Origin of the sequence: Thiohalocapsa sp. (assembly GCF_019695415.1) — a bacterium.
Classification (GTDB): Bacteria; Pseudomonadota; Gammaproteobacteria; order Chromatiales; family Chromatiaceae; genus Thiohalocapsa.
Genome location: NZ_JAIFKJ010000088.1, coordinates 1 through 15,982 on the forward strand (window position 1 = coordinate 1; position 15,982 = coordinate 15,982).

The 15,982-nt window shown below is 65.6% G+C and carries 17 protein-coding genes; 14 read left to right on the forward strand and 3 right to left on the reverse strand.

Features of this window, described 5'->3' with window-relative positions; translation table 11 throughout:
* The first annotated feature begins 19 nt into the window (after positions 1–19).
* From rpmF to I6U14_RS01600, 13 genes are all read left to right on the forward strand, one after another.
* Positions 20–196 (forward strand): 50S ribosomal protein L32, encoded by a 177-nt coding sequence (rpmF, locus tag I6U14_RS01540; protein WP_296896337.1) that lies wholly within the window; start codon positions 20–22, stop codon positions 194–196.
* Positions 197–236: 40 nt separating this feature from the next.
* A complete protein-coding gene (gene plsX / locus I6U14_RS01545; RefSeq protein WP_296896312.1) occupies positions 237–1,292 on the forward strand; it encodes a phosphate acyltransferase PlsX in 1,056 nt (351 codons plus the stop codon).
* On the forward strand, positions 1,289–2,248 hold the full coding sequence (locus tag I6U14_RS01550; RefSeq protein ID WP_296896315.1) for a beta-ketoacyl-ACP synthase III: 960 nt from the start codon (positions 1,289–1,291) through the stop codon (positions 2,246–2,248). The genes plsX and I6U14_RS01550 overlap by 4 nt, the downstream gene beginning before the upstream one ends.
* Positions 2,249–2,298: 50 nt before the next feature.
* On the forward strand, positions 2,299–3,246 hold the full coding sequence (gene fabD, locus I6U14_RS01555; protein ID WP_296896317.1) for an ACP S-malonyltransferase: 948 nt from the start codon (positions 2,299–2,301) through the stop codon (positions 3,244–3,246).
* A complete protein-coding gene (gene fabG / locus I6U14_RS01560) occupies positions 3,239–3,982 on the forward strand; it encodes a 3-oxoacyl-ACP reductase FabG (protein WP_296896319.1) in 744 nt (247 codons plus the stop codon). The genes fabD and fabG overlap by 8 nt, the downstream gene beginning before the upstream one ends.
* 157 nt (positions 3,983–4,139) lie before the next feature.
* Entirely contained in the window at positions 4,140–4,376 is a 237-nt protein-coding gene (gene acpP, locus I6U14_RS01565) for an acyl carrier protein (protein ID WP_296896321.1), read from the forward strand.
* Between the two features lie 152 nt (positions 4,377–4,528).
* Positions 4,529–5,767 (forward strand): beta-ketoacyl-ACP synthase II, encoded by a 1,239-nt coding sequence (gene fabF, locus I6U14_RS01570; protein WP_296896322.1) that lies wholly within the window; start codon positions 4,529–4,531, stop codon positions 5,765–5,767.
* Positions 5,768–5,807: 40 nt separating this feature from the next.
* A complete protein-coding gene (gene pabC, locus I6U14_RS01575) occupies positions 5,808–6,656 on the forward strand; it encodes an aminodeoxychorismate lyase (protein ID WP_296896324.1) in 849 nt (282 codons plus the stop codon).
* The gene (mltG, locus tag I6U14_RS01580; RefSeq protein WP_296896326.1) at positions 6,653–7,741 is read left to right on the forward strand and encodes an endolytic transglycosylase MltG; all 1,089 of its coding nucleotides are present in this window, start codon (positions 6,653–6,655) and stop codon (positions 7,739–7,741) included. The genes pabC and mltG overlap by 4 nt, the downstream gene beginning before the upstream one ends.
* 46 nt (positions 7,742–7,787) lie before the next feature.
* Entirely contained in the window at positions 7,788–8,438 is a 651-nt protein-coding gene (gene tmk, locus I6U14_RS01585) for a dTMP kinase (protein ID WP_296896327.1), read from the forward strand.
* Positions 8,435–9,463 (forward strand): DNA polymerase III subunit delta', encoded by a 1,029-nt coding sequence (locus tag I6U14_RS01590; protein WP_296896328.1) that lies wholly within the window; start codon positions 8,435–8,437, stop codon positions 9,461–9,463. The genes tmk and I6U14_RS01590 overlap by 4 nt, the downstream gene beginning before the upstream one ends.
* Positions 9,464–9,544: 81 nt before the next feature.
* Entirely contained in the window at positions 9,545–9,901 is a 357-nt protein-coding gene (locus I6U14_RS01595; protein WP_296896329.1) for a PilZ domain-containing protein, read from the forward strand.
* Between the two features lie 3 nt (positions 9,902–9,904).
* A complete protein-coding gene (locus tag I6U14_RS01600) occupies positions 9,905–10,693 on the forward strand; it encodes a TatD family hydrolase (RefSeq protein WP_296896331.1) in 789 nt (262 codons plus the stop codon).
* A 114-nt stretch (positions 10,694–10,807) separates the two neighbouring features.
* Here I6U14_RS01600 and pap read toward each other — a convergent pair whose 3' ends face one another.
* Both pap and I6U14_RS01610 read right to left on the reverse strand, forming a co-directional pair.
* On the reverse strand, positions 10,808–12,364 hold the full coding sequence (gene pap / locus I6U14_RS01605; protein ID WP_296896332.1) for a polyphosphate:AMP phosphotransferase: 1,557 nt from the start codon (positions 12,362–12,364) through the stop codon (positions 10,808–10,810).
* Between the two features lie 93 nt (positions 12,365–12,457).
* On the reverse strand, positions 12,458–13,606 hold the full coding sequence (locus I6U14_RS01610; protein ID WP_296896334.1) for an aminotransferase class V-fold PLP-dependent enzyme: 1,149 nt from the start codon (positions 13,604–13,606) through the stop codon (positions 12,458–12,460).
* Positions 13,607–13,783: 177 nt separating this feature from the next.
* Here I6U14_RS01610 and I6U14_RS01615 point away from each other — a divergent pair, with 177 nt between their 5' ends.
* Positions 13,784–14,500, forward strand: a complete 717-nt coding sequence (locus I6U14_RS01615; protein ID WP_296896335.1) for a transposase — start codon at positions 13,784–13,786, stop codon at positions 14,498–14,500.
* A 230-nt stretch (positions 14,501–14,730) separates the two neighbouring features.
* Here I6U14_RS01615 and I6U14_RS01620 read toward each other — a convergent pair whose 3' ends face one another.
* On the reverse strand, positions 14,731–15,258 hold the full coding sequence (locus I6U14_RS01620; RefSeq protein WP_296896336.1) for a pilin: 528 nt from the start codon (positions 15,256–15,258) through the stop codon (positions 14,731–14,733).
* Positions 15,259–15,982: the final 724 nt, after the last annotated feature.

Here is a 15,982-nt window from a genome sequence, read left to right on the forward strand (position 1 = left end):
AGGACCACGGAGACCCTTCATGGCCGTCCAACAGAACCGCAAGACCCCGTCCAAGCGCGGCATGCGCCGCTCCCATGACGCACTGAGCAAGCCGACCCTGTCGGAAGATCCTACCACCGGTGAGATCCATCGCCGTCATCACGTCACGCCGGACGGGTTCTACCGCGGCCGCAAGGTCGTGGACCGGTCGGACTGAGCCCTCCGCCGATCGACTGCGAGCCCTCGAGGGACCGACTTTGAGCCGACGTCCCGTCATCGCGCTGGACGCCATGGGCGGCGATCACGGCGCCGAGGTGGTGGTGGCCGCGGCACGGGCGTTTCTCGCCAAGGTGCCGGACGTCGACCTGATTCTCGTCGGGCAGCGCGAGGTCATCCAGTCGCTGCTCGCAGCCGACCAGGACGCAGCGACGCGGGCGCCTGATCAAGACGAGCGCATCCGTATCCACCACGCGAGCCAGACGGTCGGCATGGACGAGCTGCCATCCAAAGCCCTGCGCGGCAAGAAAGACTCGTCCATGCGGGTCGCCATCGATCTTGTGAAGGCTGGTCAGGCAGACGCCTGCGTCAGCGCCGGCAACACTGGTGCCCTCATGGCCACCGCCCGCTTCGTGCTGAAAACCCTGCCGAACGTGGACCGGCCGGCGATTATCAGCGCCATGCCCTCGGTGCAGGGCAGCACGCACATGCTGGACCTCGGCGCCAATGTCGACTGCACGGCCGAGCATCTCTTCCAGTTCGCAGTGATGGGCAGCGAGCTGGTGAAGGCGGTCACAGGTGTCGAGCGGCCCCAGGTAGGGCTGTTGAATATTGGCCAGGAAGAGATCAAGGGCAATGACCAGGTGCGCCGCGCGCACGAGCTGATCTCCGCGTCCGACCTCAATTACGCGGGTTACGTCGAAGGTGACGATATCTTCATGGGGTCCGTCGACGTGGTCGTGGCCGACGGCTTCGTCGGCAATGTCGCCCTCAAATCCAGCGAGGGTGTCGCCAAGCTGGTGTCCCATATGCTGCGCAGCCACTTCCAGAGGAACCTCTGGTCCCGGCTGGCCGGGCTTCTGGCTCTGCCTACGCTGAAGGCTTTCAAGGAAGAGGCCGATCCGAGACGCTATAACGGCGCGAGCCTGCTGGGCCTGCGCGGCATCGTTGTCAAGAGCCACGGCGGCGCCGACGCCAAGGCATTCGAGAACGCAATCCACATCGCAAAGCACGAGATCAACGCGCGGGTCATCGCGCGGATCGAGCACGAGGTAGGGGCCCACCTCACCCCGGCGCCGGTGCGGGCGAGCGCATGACGGCCTACGCCCGCATCCTCGGCACCGGCGGTTACCTGCCGGAGAAGGTTCTGACGAATCAGGACCTCGAGCGCATGGTCGATACCACCGATGCCTGGATTCGCGAGCGCACTGGTATCGCCGAGCGGCGCATTGCCGCCGACGGTGAGACTTGTGGCGACCTGGCCGAGGGTGCCGCCCGCCGCGCGATCGAGGCCGCCGAGGTCGACCCGGAAGACATTGACCTCATTATCGTCGCGACCACCACCCCGGACCAGATCTTCCCGAGCAATGCTTGTCTGCTGCAGCATCGCCTCGGGGTTCGGGGCTGTGCAGCCTTCGATATCCAGGCCGTCTGCACCGGCTTCATCTATGCACTGGGTGTTGCCGACAAATTCATCCGTACCGGTGCCGCCCACAAGGCACTGGTGGTGGGGGCGGAGACAATCTCCCGCATCATAGACTGGACGGATCGCGGCACCTGCGTGCTCTTCGGTGACGGCGCCGGCGCCGTGGTGCTCGGTGCCGCTGATGCGCCCGGCATCATTTCTTCGCACCTGCACGCCGACGGCGCCCATCGAGAGCTGCTGCAGGTACCCGCGGGCGTCGGCAACGGCAGCCACGGCTCACCCTACATGGAAATGAAGGGCAATGAGGTGTTCCGGGTGGCCGTCACCACACTCGGTCGCATCGTCGACGAGACGTTGGGCGCCAACGCCATGAGCCGCGCCGACATCGACTGGCTGGTGCCGCATCAGGCAAATCTCCGCATCATCCAGGCCACCGCCCGCAAGCTGGATCTGCCCATGGATCAGGTCGTCGTCACCGTCGACCGACATGGCAACACGTCTGCCGCGTCCGTGCCGCTGGCCTTCGATGAAGCCGTGCGGGACGGACGTATCCAGCGCGGCCAGACGATCTTGATGGAGGCCTTCGGTGGCGGCTTCACCTGGGGCTCGGTGCTGCTGCGCTACTGACCTTCGCCGGCCGGACTCGTGACCACCCCTCAGCAACACGCGCTTCGCGTATGACAGCAGCGACCCTCGCCATACTCTTCCCCGGCCAAGGATCCCAGTCCGTCGGCATGCTCGCGGACTTGGCGGATGTCCATGCTGAGGTACACGCAACCTTTGCCGAGGCATCCGAGGTACTTGGCCGCGATCTCTGGGCCATCGCTGCCGAGGGTCCAGCGGAGGAGTTGAATCGCACCGAGATCACGCAGCCAGCCATGCTCTGCGCCGGTGTCGCCGTCTGGCGCTGCTGGCAGGCGCGCGGCGGCCCGGTCCCGGCGGCTGTTGCCGGGCACAGCCTCGGCGAGTACAGCGCGTTGGTGTGCGCCGGAGCGCTGGACTTCTCGGATGCCGTCGGCCTGGTGGCCGAGCGGGCGCGCTTGATGCAGCACGCGGTGCCTGCGGGCACGGGTGCCATGGCGGCAATCCTCGGCCTCGACGATGACCGCGTCCGCGCCGTCTGCGCCGAGCAGGCCGGCACCGAAGTCCTCGAGCCCGTGAACTTCAACGCGCCCGGCCAGGTGGTGATCGCCGGTCATAAGGCCGCGGTAGAGCGGGGCGCCGCGGCGGCCAAGGCCGCGGGCGCCAAGCGGGCGGTCGTACTTGCGGTGAGCGTGCCCTCCCACTGCGCGCTGATGCAGGACAGCGCGGCGCAGTTGGCCGAGCGGCTCGCGACGACGCCCTTGCGTCTACCCGCGGTGCCACTCCTGCATAACGCCTCGGCGGCGACGGCGGCAGACGTGCAGGAACTCCGCACACTGCTGGCGAGGCAGATCTACAGCCCGGTGCGCTGGGTGGAAACCGTCCAAGCGCTCCGCGGCATGGGTATCACCACGGCGCTGGAGGCTGGTCCCGGTAAAGTCTTAACGGGGCTTGGCAAGCGCATCGACAAGACGATCAGGATCCTGCCCGTGCTCGATCCGGCGGGGCTCGACCATGCACTGGAGGTGACGGCGGATGCTTGACGGTGAAGTGGCATTGGTGACGGGGGCGAGTCGCGGCATCGGCCGCGCCATCGCCGCGGCCCTGCTGGCAGAGGGCGCCGCTGTGGCCGGAACGGCCACGACCGAGGGCGGTGCCGCGCGGATCCGCGACGAGCTGGCGGCGGACGGCCGCAGGGTACTCGGCGTCCGGCTCGATGTGACCGACCCTGCTTCCGTTGACGCCTGCCTCGCGCAGGTGACCGAGGCCTTCGACGCCGCTCCAAGCGTTTTGGTGAACAACGCGGGCATCACCCGCGACGGACTCCTGATGCGCATGCCGGAGGCGGACTGGGACGCCATCATCAGCACCAACCTGACCTCGGTCTATCGGCTCACCAAGGCTTGTCTCAGGCCAATGACCAAGGCACGAAAGGGACGCATCATCAACATCGCCTCGGTGGTGGCCGCCACGGGCAACGCCGGCCAAGCCAATTACGCCGCAGCCAAGGCGGGCATGATCGGCTTCACCAAATCCCTAGCGCGGGAGGTGGGCGCTCGCGGGATCACCGCCAATTGCGTGGCGCCCGGGTTCATCGACACGGACATGACCCGCGCTCTGGCCGATGCGCAGCGCGATGCGCTGCTGGCGTCCATTCCGCTGAACCGCCTTGGCGCCGCGGAAGAGGTGGCCGCGGCGGTGGTATTCCTCGCATCACCGGGGGCGGGGTACATCACAGGCGAGACCCTGCATGTCAACGGCGGCATGTATATGGCGTGAGACCCGCTGATAAAAGTGGGATTCCTTCAGAAGCTTGAAGAAAATTCTTAATTCCCTTTCGAGCTTTTATCGGCACCGATTTGTCACTAAAATACTGCGGTCGCGTGGCCACGCGGCCCACACACGTTAAGCCAGACAGGGCACGAGGAATCAACAGATGAGCAGCGTTCAAGATCGAGTCACGAAGATCGTCGTCGAGCAACTCGGCGTCAAAGAAGAAGAGGTCACGCTGGAGGCCTCCTTCGTCGATGACCTCGGTGCGGATTCCCTGGACACGGTCGAGCTGGTGATGGCCCTCGAGGAGGAGTTCGACACCGAAATCCCGGACGAAGACGCCGAGAACATCACCACGGTGAAGCAGGCCATCGACTACATCAACGAGCACCTGAACTGAGCATGGGTCAGCTTTCCCTGGTGGGGCTCCCGCCGGGCTTTGGCCAATGGATACGTCGGCACGCGCCGCCGGCCCGGGGCGTAGAGCGTCAGGGCAGAGCAGGCGGTGTCGGAGGTGTGAGTCACCCTCGACAGGTCTTTGCGAGGTGAAGCATGAGCGGTAGAAGGGTCGTCGTCACGGGCGTCGGCATCGTGGCGCCCGTCGGACTGGACATCCCCTCCGCCTGGGAGAATATCCTGGCAGGACGCAGCGGTATCCAGCCCATCACACATTTCGACGTCGAGCCCTTCAGCACGCGCTTCGGCGGCCCAATTTACGGGTTCGATGTGACGCAGTACATCTCGAAAAAGGATGCTCGAAAAATGGATGCCTTCATCCATTACGGCATGGCCGCGGGTATCCAGGCCATCGAAGCATCAGGGCTGCCCATCAACGACGAGACCCGCAAGCGCATCGGCGTGGCCATCGGCTCCGGCATCGGCGGGATCACGGGCATCGAGAACAATTACGCCGCCTACGCTGCCGGCGGGCCGCGCAAGATCTCGCCCTTCTTCGTCCCGGCCAACATCGTCAACATGGTCGCCGGTGATCTGTCCATTAAGTATGGGCTGAAGGGGCCAAATTTCTCTATCGTCTCCGCTTGCAGCACGGCGACCCATAACATCGGCGAGGCCGCGTACATGATCCGGCACGGCGTTGTCGACGCCATGCTCGCCGGCGGTGCCGAGATGGCCACTTCGCCGGTAGGACTCGGTGGCTTTGCGGCCGCCCGGGCGCTGTCCACCCGCAACGATGACCCCGAAGGCGCGAGCCGACCCTTCGACAAAGATCGCGACGGCTTCGTGCTGAGCGATGGGGCAGGTGTCATGGTGCTGGAGGAATACGAACGCGCTGCGGCGCGCGGCGCCCCTATCCTCGCAGAGATTGTCGGAATCGGCATGAATTCCGATGCCTATCACATGACGGCGCCGTCCGAAGACGGCGCCGGCGCGGCGGACTGCATGCGGCTCGCCATGGCGGATGCCGGCATTGGGCCAGACGCGATCGACTATATCAACGCCCACGGCACCTCCACCCCTGCAGGCGACATCGCCGAGACCAAAGGCATCAAGCTCGCCTTTGGTGATCACGCCTACAAGTTGGCGGTCAGCTCCACCAAATCCATGACCGGACACATGCTGGGCGCCGCCGGTGGGGCAGAGGCCATTTTCAGTGTGCTGGCGATCCGCGATCAGGTGGCACCGCCCACCATTAACTATCAGACGCCGGACCCAGAGTGCGACCTGGACTACGTGCCGAACCAGGCGCGGCCAATGCGCATCGAGCATGCGCTCAGCAATTCCTTTGGTTTCGGCGGTACCAACGGCACGCTCATCTTCAAACGCGTGTAGCGACCGGCGACGCACGGTCCGGCGCAGGTGCCTGAGCACCATGGCCGAACGCGTGACGCTTATCGATGGTCGCCCTGATGACTGCCTGCCGGTCAGCGACCGGGGACTCCAGTACGGCGATGGGCTGTTCGAAACGATCGCGGTCCGCCGGGGTCAATCTTGCCTTTGGGGCCGTCACCTGGCGCGACTGGCAGCCGGGTGTGAGCGTCTCGGTATCCCCAAGCCGAACCCGGAGCTACTCGCCGCGGAGCGTGATGATCTGCTTGCGCGAGCTGCCGCGACGGACGGCGTGCTCAAGCTGACGATCACCCGCGGTAGCGGGCCACGGGGCTATGCCCCGCCGGCGGCGCCGAGGCCGAGACGCATCCTGTCCTTCGCTGCTGGCCTCCCGACAACGACGAATAGGGCAGAAGCCGGCGTTCGGCTGACACTTTGTGCGACGCGGCTTGGGGAAAATGCACGCCTTGCAGGCATCAAGCACCTCAATCGGCTGGAGCAGGTGCTGGCGCGGGCCGAGTGGTCGGACCCGCGAACGCTGGATGGGCTCATGTGCAACGCACAGGGCCACGTAATCTGCGGCACTATGTCCAATATCTATGCGCTGGATGATGCCGGCATTGCCACGCCGCCGCTTACCCGGTGCGGGGTCGCCGGCACCGTGCGCAGCGTCATGCAGGATTGCGCCCAGGACCTTGGCATTCCGTTCGCCGAGCGGGTACTGCGACCGGCCGATCTGTTCGCGGCACGGGGGCTGCTGATCAGCAATGCCTTACTCGGCGTCGTCCCGGTGGCCTCGCTCCAGGCTCATGGGTACAGCACCGAGGCACTGCCGACGGAGCTGATTGAACGGGTGCGGCAGATCGCGCTCGAACCGGAGACTCATCCGTGAAGACCATTCTTTCTACATTGCTGGTGCTGGTCATCGCCGGCGGCGCCGCCGCCTGGGGCGGCTGGACCCTTTACCAAGACTTCCTCGCGGCGCCCGTAACGCTGGACCAGGAACAGGTGGTCTACCGTGTGCGCGAGGGCGCCACCATTCGCGGCGTGGCCCACGACCTCGCCGATCGCGGCTGGATCCCGAGCCGTTTCCTATTCACCATGCACGCCTACGAGACCGAGCAGCAGAACGCCCTCAAGGCCGGTGAGTACGCCATCGAGGCCGGCATGACGCCGCAACAGGTGCTGGCGCTGCTAACCAGCGGCAAGTCGATCCAGTTCCCCGTGACCTTTGTCCCTGGCATGACCTTTCGCGAGGCCCTTGCGGCCATCGGCGAGGTAGGCGTGTTCCACATACAGCTCGATGGGCTGTCCGACGCTGAGCTCGCGGCTCGTCTGGGCATCGATGCCGAGCACCCGGAGGGCTGGCTGTTTCCGGATACCTATCTGTTCGCGCGTGACACCAGTGATGTCGAGATCCTGACCCGAGCCCACGAGCGCATGCGCACAGTGCTGAAAGAGGAATGGGCCGAGCGCAGCGACGATCTGCCCGTGGAGACCCCCTACGAGGCCCTCATCCTCGCCTCCATCGTCGAGAAAGAAACCGGCAAAGCCGGCGAGCGCCCGCGCATCGCTGGCGTCTTCACTCGCCGGCTCGAGCAGGGTATGAAGCTCCAAACCGACCCGACGGTCATTTATGGACTCGGAGATGAGTTCGACGGTGACATCACCCGCGAGCATCTTCGCCGGGAGACGCCGTACAACACCTATGTCATCCCGGCCCTGCCGCCGACGCCAATTGCACTCCCCGGACGCGAGGCCATCCACGCCGTATTGCACCCGGCGGACGGTGACGAGCTCTTCTTCGTCGCCCGCGGCGACGGCAGCCATTATTTCTCCGCCACCCTCGACGAGCACAATTGCGCTGTACGGCACTATCAGCTGAACCAGCCCTGTGCGGACCTGCGCGACGACGAAGTCGGGGACGCCGCTGAGGTACCGGACGACGAGCCTGAGACGGCCGCCACCGACGCCTGACGGGGCGTGGGCGCCGACTCCGATACGCACCCGCACCGCCAGCCTCATGCGCGGCCATTTCATCACCCTCGAGGGTATCGAAGGCGCCGGCAAGACGACCCAGCGCGACGTCGTGGCCGGCTGCCTGCGCGAGGCCGGACTCCAAGTCATCGTCACCCGCGAGCCTGGCGGCTCAGACATCGCCGAGCGCATCCGCACGCTCCTGCTGGACCCGGCGAATGTCGGTATGCACGCCGACACCGAGCTGCTGCTCATGTTCGCGGCGCGCGCCGAGCACCTGCATCGACGCATCCTTCCGGCCCTGGGCGCCGGGACCTGGGTCGTTTGCGACCGGTTCACCGACGCCACTTACGCCTACCAGGGTGGTGGCCGCGGCCTGCCCGTGGAACACATCGCAACGCTTGAGCAACTGGTGCAGAGGGATCACCGCCCAGACCTCACCCTACTGTTCGACCTGCCGGCGGAGGTCGGTCTCGCCCGCGCACGTGGACGCTCCGCGCCGGACCGCTTCGAATCCGAACAGGTCCAGTTCTTCGAGCGCGTGCGTGAGGCCTACCTTGCCCGCGCCGCCCTCGAGCCCGCGCGGATGCTCACCATCGATGCCGGGCGCGAGCCCGAAGCCGTTGCGGCCGATAGCGTCGCCGCCGTCCGCGCCCATTTGGTGCGGGCGCAGGCAGGGCAGGGTGCCGGCGGATGATCCTGTCAGATCCGGTCCCGCTGTCGCCGCTGCCCTGGCAGCAGGCCCAGTGGAAGGCTGTGCAATCCGCACTGGGAGCGGACCGTCTGGGCCATGCGCTCCTCCTCCATGGCCCGGTGGGCATCGGCAAACGCCGCTTTGCGGACTTGATCGGCGCGGCGCTCCTCTGCGCCGAGCCCAAGGCGGACGGCCTGCCCTGCGGCCACTGCGATGAATGTCACCTCCTCGCCGCGGGCAGCCATCCGGACCTCACCCGTCTGGCGCCCGATGCGGACACCAAAACCGGCGAAATCAAGGTGGACCAGGTGCGTGCCCTCTGCGGCAGCCAGACCATGACCTCCAGCCGTGGCCGGCGTTCCGTCTACCGCATCGCGCCTGCGGATGCCATGAACAACGTGGCGGCCAACAGCCTGCTCAAGACCTTGGAGGAGCCGGCGTCCGCAACCCTATGGCTGTTGGTGGCCGAGACGCCGGGCAACCTGCCGGCCACCGTCCGAAGTCGCTGCCAGCATCTGGCGCAGTCCGTGCCGCCCGCAGCATCGGCGCTGGCGTGGTTGCAAGGCAAGCTGGGCGAGAGCGGGGCCGACGGTGCCGATGCCGAGCGTCTGCTCACCCTCGCCCATGGCGCACCGTTACGCGCCCTGGCGCTGGCGTCCGAGGCCGATCTCGGTGGCCGAGACCGGTGCCTCGATGCCTTCCTGCAGCTGAGCCAGGGTAGGGTAGACCCGCTGGCCGTCGCCAAGGCTTGGCAGTCGCTGGAGCCGGGGCTAGTATTGGGCTGGCTGACGGGATGGGTGAGCGATCAGCTGCGGCTCCAGGTGGACCCCGATGCCGCGCACCTGAGCAATCCGGACCGGCGCGGGCAGCTGGCAGCCATTGCCCCGGGGATCAGCCCGGCAGCGGCACACCGCTTCCTCCAGCAGCTGTACGCCGCACGTGCCGAGGCAAAGTCGACGGTCAACAAGCAGTTGCTGTTCGAATCCCTGCTGCTGCGCTGGGCGGCACTCACCCGGACCACGCGTTGAAGCCCGACTGACAGAAGGGCCACGCCGGCCGACAATCTGCTGCAGCCCACAACCCGGCGTCCGACTGCCTGTTTCTACCTGATGGACTCCGAACCCCGAAGCGGCCGCCAGCGCATCCTAAGCTTAGCCATCAAGGACACGCAGGCCCTCCACGCCGCCTACATGCCCTATGTGCGCAATGGCGGGCTCTTCATTCCCACGTCAACCCCCTACAGCCTCGGCGACGAGCTCTTTCTGCTGTTGCAACTCCTGGACGAGAAGGAGCGCATTCCGGTGGCCGGCACGGTCGTCTGGATCACCCCAGTGGGAGCGGAGGGTAACAGGCAGATCGGTATCGGGATCCAATTCAGTGACCAGGACAAGGGCGACGCCCGCCGCAAGATTGAAGCGTATCTCGACGGCGGTTTGGAAGCCGAGCGCCCCACCCACACCATGTAAGTCATGCTCGTCGACTCTCATTGCCACCTAGACCGCGTGGACCTGACGCCCTATGGCGGGCACTTCGCGGAACTCATGGACGCCACGCGCGACAGCGGTGTGCGCCACATGCTGTGCGTCTGCATCGACCTCGAAGGCTTCGACGCGATGCGCGCCAAGGTCGCAGGCCAGCCGGATGTGTCCATTTCCGTCGGCGTGCATCCCAACGAGCAGAACACCCGCGAGCCCACCGTGGACGAGCTGGTGCGGCTCGCAGACAGCACCGGCGCGGTGGCCATCGGCGAAACCGGCCTCGACTACCACTACAACCAAGGTGACCTCGACTGGCAGCGTGAGCGCTTTCGCGTGCACATCGCCGCCGGCCGGCAGAGCCGGCGCCCACTCATCATCCACACCCGCGACGCGCGCGACGACACCATCGCCATCATGCGCGAAGCCGGCGCCGATCAAGCCGGCGGCGTCATGCACTGCTTCACCGAGACCTGGGACATGGCAGCGCAGGCCCTGGAGCTTGGTTTCTACATCTCCTTCTCCGGCATCGTCACCTTCAAGAGCGCCGAGTCCCTGCGGGAGGTCGCCCGCCGCGTTCCGCTGGAGCGCCTGCTCATCGAGACCGACTCCCCCTACCTCGCCCCTGTCCCGCACCGCGGCAAGAAGAACGAGCCGAAGTATGTCCGTCACGTCGCGGAGAAGATCGGCGAGCTGCGAGGCATGAGCGCCGAGGCCGTCGCGGAACTGACGGCGGAGAATTACTTTCGCCTATTCGGGGAACCCGTAATCGCGTCCAACTAACAACAAGTTGGTCGATTTGAACGTCCCGCGCCAGCACTGTGGCACCACCCCCTGCACATCGGCCGTGCACCGCGGCCGTTGGGCACCTCATGTCGGCCCTGCCTGGGGGCGCCCTCAGCCGTCCTCCGCCCGCAGCAGATCCCCACACCGTACGACACCGGTCCCGATCTCGCCCCGCTTTTTCTTGAGCCCCTCGCGCATGCCGTCGCAGACGGTTTGCAGGACCTTGACGCGGGCGAAGAGCTTGTCGTCGCCTTCCACCAGGGTCCAGGGAGCGTATTCGGTGCTGGTACGGGCAACCATCTCGTTGACGGCGGCCTTATACTCCGGCCACTTCTCGCGGTTGCGCCAGTCCTCATCGGTGATCTTGTAGCGCTTGTAAGGCGTGTCCTCGCGGTCCTTGAAGCGCTGGAGCTGCTCTTCGTCGCTCACCTGCAGCCAAAATTTCATTAGGATCGCGCCGTTCTCCACCAACTGCTCCTCGAAGTCGTTGATTTCGCTGTAGGCGCGGCGCCATTCCGCCTCGGTGGCGAAGCCCTCGACCCGCTCCACCAGCACCCGGCCGTACCAGGAGCGGTCGTAGATGATCATGTGCCCGGCGCGGGGGATGTGACGCCAGAAGCGCCACAGGTAGTGGTGGGCCTTCTCCTCGTCCGTGGGGGCCGCCACCGGAATGGTGCGGTATAGGCGGGCGTCCACGGCCTGGGTGATGCGGCGGATGGCGCCGCCCTTGCCGCCGGCGTCCACGCCCTCGAACACCAGCACCGTGGTGCGGCGCTTCTTGTAAGCGGTCCAGGCGAGCTCGTTGACCTCCGCCTGGAGCCGCTTGAGCTGCTCCTTGTAAGCGTCCTTCTCCAGCGACTGGCTCAGGTCCAGCTGGTCGAGCAGCGTTACCTGGGCGCTCTCGGAATCCGGCAGCTGCAGCGGATCCGACGGTGTGGCCGGCTCAGTCACCACCTTCTGTTGGCCGAGCCGGGCGTGAATGGCTTGCAGCAGGGTCTTGCCGACGGTGAGGTCGCGGTAGCGGGTATCCTCCGCCTCCACCAGGTACCAGGGGGCGATACCGCGGTCGGACTGACGGATGACGCGCTCGGCCACATGCTCGAAGAGCTGATACTGCTCGGAGAATTTGGATTTTTCCGGCAGCATCTTCCACCGGCTGCGGTCGTCGCGGGAGAGTTCCTTTAAGCGCTTTTTCTGGTCCTTCTCGCTCAGGTGGAACCAGAATTTGACGATGAGCGCGTCGTCCTGCGTCAGCATGCGCTCGAAGTCCACGATGCGCGCGAGCTCCGCATCCAGCGCGGCATCGTCGCAATGGCCCTGGAAGCGCTGTTCGATGGGGCCCAGGTACCAGCTCCCGAACAGGATGCCGATCTCGCCGCGCGGCGGCAGCGCCCGCCAAAAGCGCCAGTAGCGTGGGCGCTCGCGCTCTTCGTCGCTCATCTCCCAGAAGGCGAAGGTCTGCACGCCGCGGGTGTCCAGCCACTCGTTCAGTCGGTTGACGACCTCGCCCTTGCCGGCTGCCTCCACACCGGAGACGATGACGATGACGGAAATGTTGCTCTCCCGCAGCCGTCGCTGGGCTTCCAGCAGCTCGGTGCGGAGCTCGTCGCGCTGAGCCTTGAACGCCTCTTTGCTGACGGAGCGCCCGACCTTGGTTGCCTCGAACATGTGTGGTCTCCTCACGGTGGCGCAGCCTTGGGGTGCGCTTGCTCTATGGTGGTGGTAACGGGGCTCGCGGCGCGCCCGAAGGCCATGAATCGGTCAGCTCGGACGGAGTAGGGCCGCCGTGTCGAGCGTCAGCCCCATCGCCTGCTGGAGCTGTTCCGGTGGTGTCCAGGCATGCGGCGAGAAGCGTAAGCCCCCGCCGCGGCTCGCGCACATGAGCCCGCGCTGCATGAGCGCGCGATACAGCATTTGATTATCCACCTCTGGCACGCGGAAGGTGACGATGCCGGCGCGCTTTGCGGGCATCCTAGGGCTCAGCAGCTCCAGACCGTGGCTGTCCACCAGCTCCACCAGCCGTGCAATGCGCTCGGCGATGGCGCTGGAGACGGCATCCAGACCCGCCTCAAGCAATAGGGACAGACTGGCATCAAGCGCATGGATGCCGAGCATGTTCGGGCTGCCGCTCTCGAAGCGTCGGGCGCTGGCGGCAGGCTGCCAGTCCTTGCGGCCGAAGTTGCCCATGTCTTCCACCATATGCCAGCCGTGCTGGGTAAGCCGCAACGACCCCCGCAGCGTCGGGCGCACCCAGAACAGGGCCAGCCCCTCCGGCCCCAGCATCCACTTGTGCCCGTCTGCAGCGACAAAATCCGCCGGCACGTCGGCGAGGCTGAAGGGCAGGGCACCGAGACCCTGGATACCGTCGACGCAAAACAGCACGCCGCGCTCGCGTAGACCTTCGCCGAGCCGGACCAGATCCAGCCGCAGGCCGGTGGCGTACTGTACCCAGCTTACGGCGCAGAGCCGCGTGCGCTGGTCGCATAGGGCTAGCAGGTCAGCTTCCGGATCGGTGCTGCCCGTGAGGTCGAGCCGGCGGTACTCGACGCCTTGCTCCCCGAGCGCCTCCCAAACGATGCGGTTGGACGGGAACTCCTGCTCGATGCCGACGATGTTGTCGCCGGGCTGCCAGTCGATGCCCTGGGCGACAAAGGACAACGCCTCAGACGTGCTCTTGGCGAGTGCGATATCCTCCGGCGCCGCAGCACCGATGAGCTCGGCCAGGCGCAGCCGCAGCCGTTGCTCCGTCGCCTGCCAGTGCGGATAGTCCTGCGAGCCCCGGCTGCCGCAGCCGGCGGCGAAGCCCTGCACGGCGGCCACCGTCCGCCTCGGCCAGGGAGCGATGGCGGCGTGGTTTAGGTAGATCAGACCGTCGTCGAGGCCGAGCTCGTCGGCGAGGCGGTGGCTCAAGGTCTTCTCCTCTGTCTGCCGATTTCGTCCAAGCATCATGCCAGCGAGGCCTGGCGATACACCAGTGGCGGGATACTTCGTCGTTCTGCACCGGCATGTCTACCGTCCCCGAAATTGCTTCCGCCCAAAGGGGACAGTATACTTATCTTCCGCACCCGCCCACCCATTCGAGAGCTCATGGCCAGAATCGCCAGGGTCGTCGTTCCCGGCCTGCCGCATCACATCACGCAGCGCGGCAATCGCGGCCAGCAGACCTTCTTCGACGATGACGACTACAGGGCCTACCGCCATCTAATGGCCACCCATGCCGCCGGCTGTGGTACGCGTATCTGGGCCTACTGCCTGATGCCGAATCACGTACACCTGATCCTGGTGCCGGACCACGAGGACGGCCTGCGCTGCGCGGTGGCGGAGACGCATCGCCGCTACACCCGCCGCATCAACAGCCGCAACGATTGGCGTGGTCACCTCTGGCAGGAGCGCTTCCATTCCTTCGTCATGGACGAGGAGCACCTGATCTCGGCCGCCCGTTATATCGAGCGCAACCCGGTGCGGGCGGGGCTCTGCGAGCGCGCGGAGGACTGGCCTTGGTCCAGCGCCCGGGCACACCTGGCAGGGCGCGATGACGAGCTGGTGGCGGTGCAGCCCCTATTGGACCGCGCCCAGCAGTGGCACGTTATCCTTGCCGAACCGGACGAGGATCCCTTCGCTGCACAGCTCCACGCCCACATGCGCACCGGCCGGCCGCTGGGGCAGGATAGCTTTTTGCAGACCTTGGAGATCCGCCTCGGCCGCACGCTCAAACGCAAAAAACCGGGGCCGAAACCAAAGGCGAGGCCAGCGGTTCAGAGCGATCCGCCGGGGCGCGACAAGCCCAAGCCCAGCGGCGTGTAATCTCCGTCGCGTTTACGGAGCGACAGCTGTCTGCCGCGGAGGCCACGCAGCACCTGGGTGAGCGACGTCTGGCGGCGACAGCGACACAGCCAAAAGGCGCAATGAGGGAACGACCGCCGCGCCAACGGCGGATTGCCGCCCCGAGGGAGCGGCCTTCCTTCGGCCAAGCCGTGCGGTCCTCACCCTCGGGTCCTTATCAATAACCGTCGCCACCATAGTCGCTCAATCAATTAGTCAGCGTCTGCAGCGTCTGCGGCGTATGCTGCTGTAACCCCGACCGTCTCCCGGCAAGATGCGGGCAGATACTTCACAGGAATCGAATCGTTGTTGGGTCCGCAGAGCCACTGACTGACATTACTACCAGCGTCGTCATCCCAGGTCATCGCCTCCCCACTTGAGTCCGCGGGTACCAGGGCAATTTCCCAGTCCGTATTGTCGCCGGTCACGGATTCATCCGCGATAGCTACAACGATGCCGCCGTCTGCATCGCTTCCGACGGCTTCGACAATGCCCGTGAGTCCTGCTTCCTCGGCGCTTTCAAATCCCCAGTTACCAGCTTCCGGCGCAGATGACGAGTTCGTCTGATAGGTCTCTGCCACTGCGGTCTTACCAACGCTTGCGGCGAGGATCGCCTCGGACATCCTAGCCTTGGCTGTATAGTCCAGATAGGAAGGGATGGCGATGGCAGCGAGAATGCCGATAATGGCGACGACGATCATCAGTTCGATGAGCGTGAAGCCGTGTTCCTGTTTCTTCATGGTTTTGCTCCAGAGTCAAGTTGGAAGCGGTCGACCAACGGGCTGCCGCATGTTTCGGCTCTGTGAGCCCAGTGAATGAGGCTTCCAAGAGCCTAGCCCCCAGGCCCTGATGGTCCCAGTCTGCGAACAGCAGGCGACGGATGAGCTGATGCCCCGTTGGTCTCCCGGCATAACCAGTTGCGTTTGCGAGCAATCGCGTTCTGGGTTCACGGAAGGATCCGTCTCGGCGCTGTTGCTGAGCCTTTGCGGCTGCAACAGTATGGCCGAAGTTGACGGTTTTCGTCACGTGTCAATGAGGGTTTCCCTTTTTCGTTGCTCAGGCGTTTACTGCTCTAGTGGCTAATCGATCTCCGGGCGAATCGGCTCAGTGGTACCCAGTTTCGCCAACGAGCCCTTCGGGTGCCTGATCGTGGGGGATTGGTGTGGCGGCGACTCAGTGTGCCGGTTGAGGTTGCCGCCACCAACTCCGTTTGGCACCAGGGGCCCTGAGTCCAGGCTGATGTGCGCGCTGGCGACTCGCCCATGCGTCCGCGCTCACCATGACGGATTCGGGAGTCGAGATGAATATGCTGTCACCGATGTTGGTCAGAGCTTTGGTGGATACGGTCCAGGGCAAGATCGGTGACCACGTCGCGGATGGCAGTACAGAGGTGCGTGAGCTGCTCTAAGCTGATGATGAAAGGCGGCATCAGGTAAATCAGCCGCCCGAACGGCCGTACCCAGA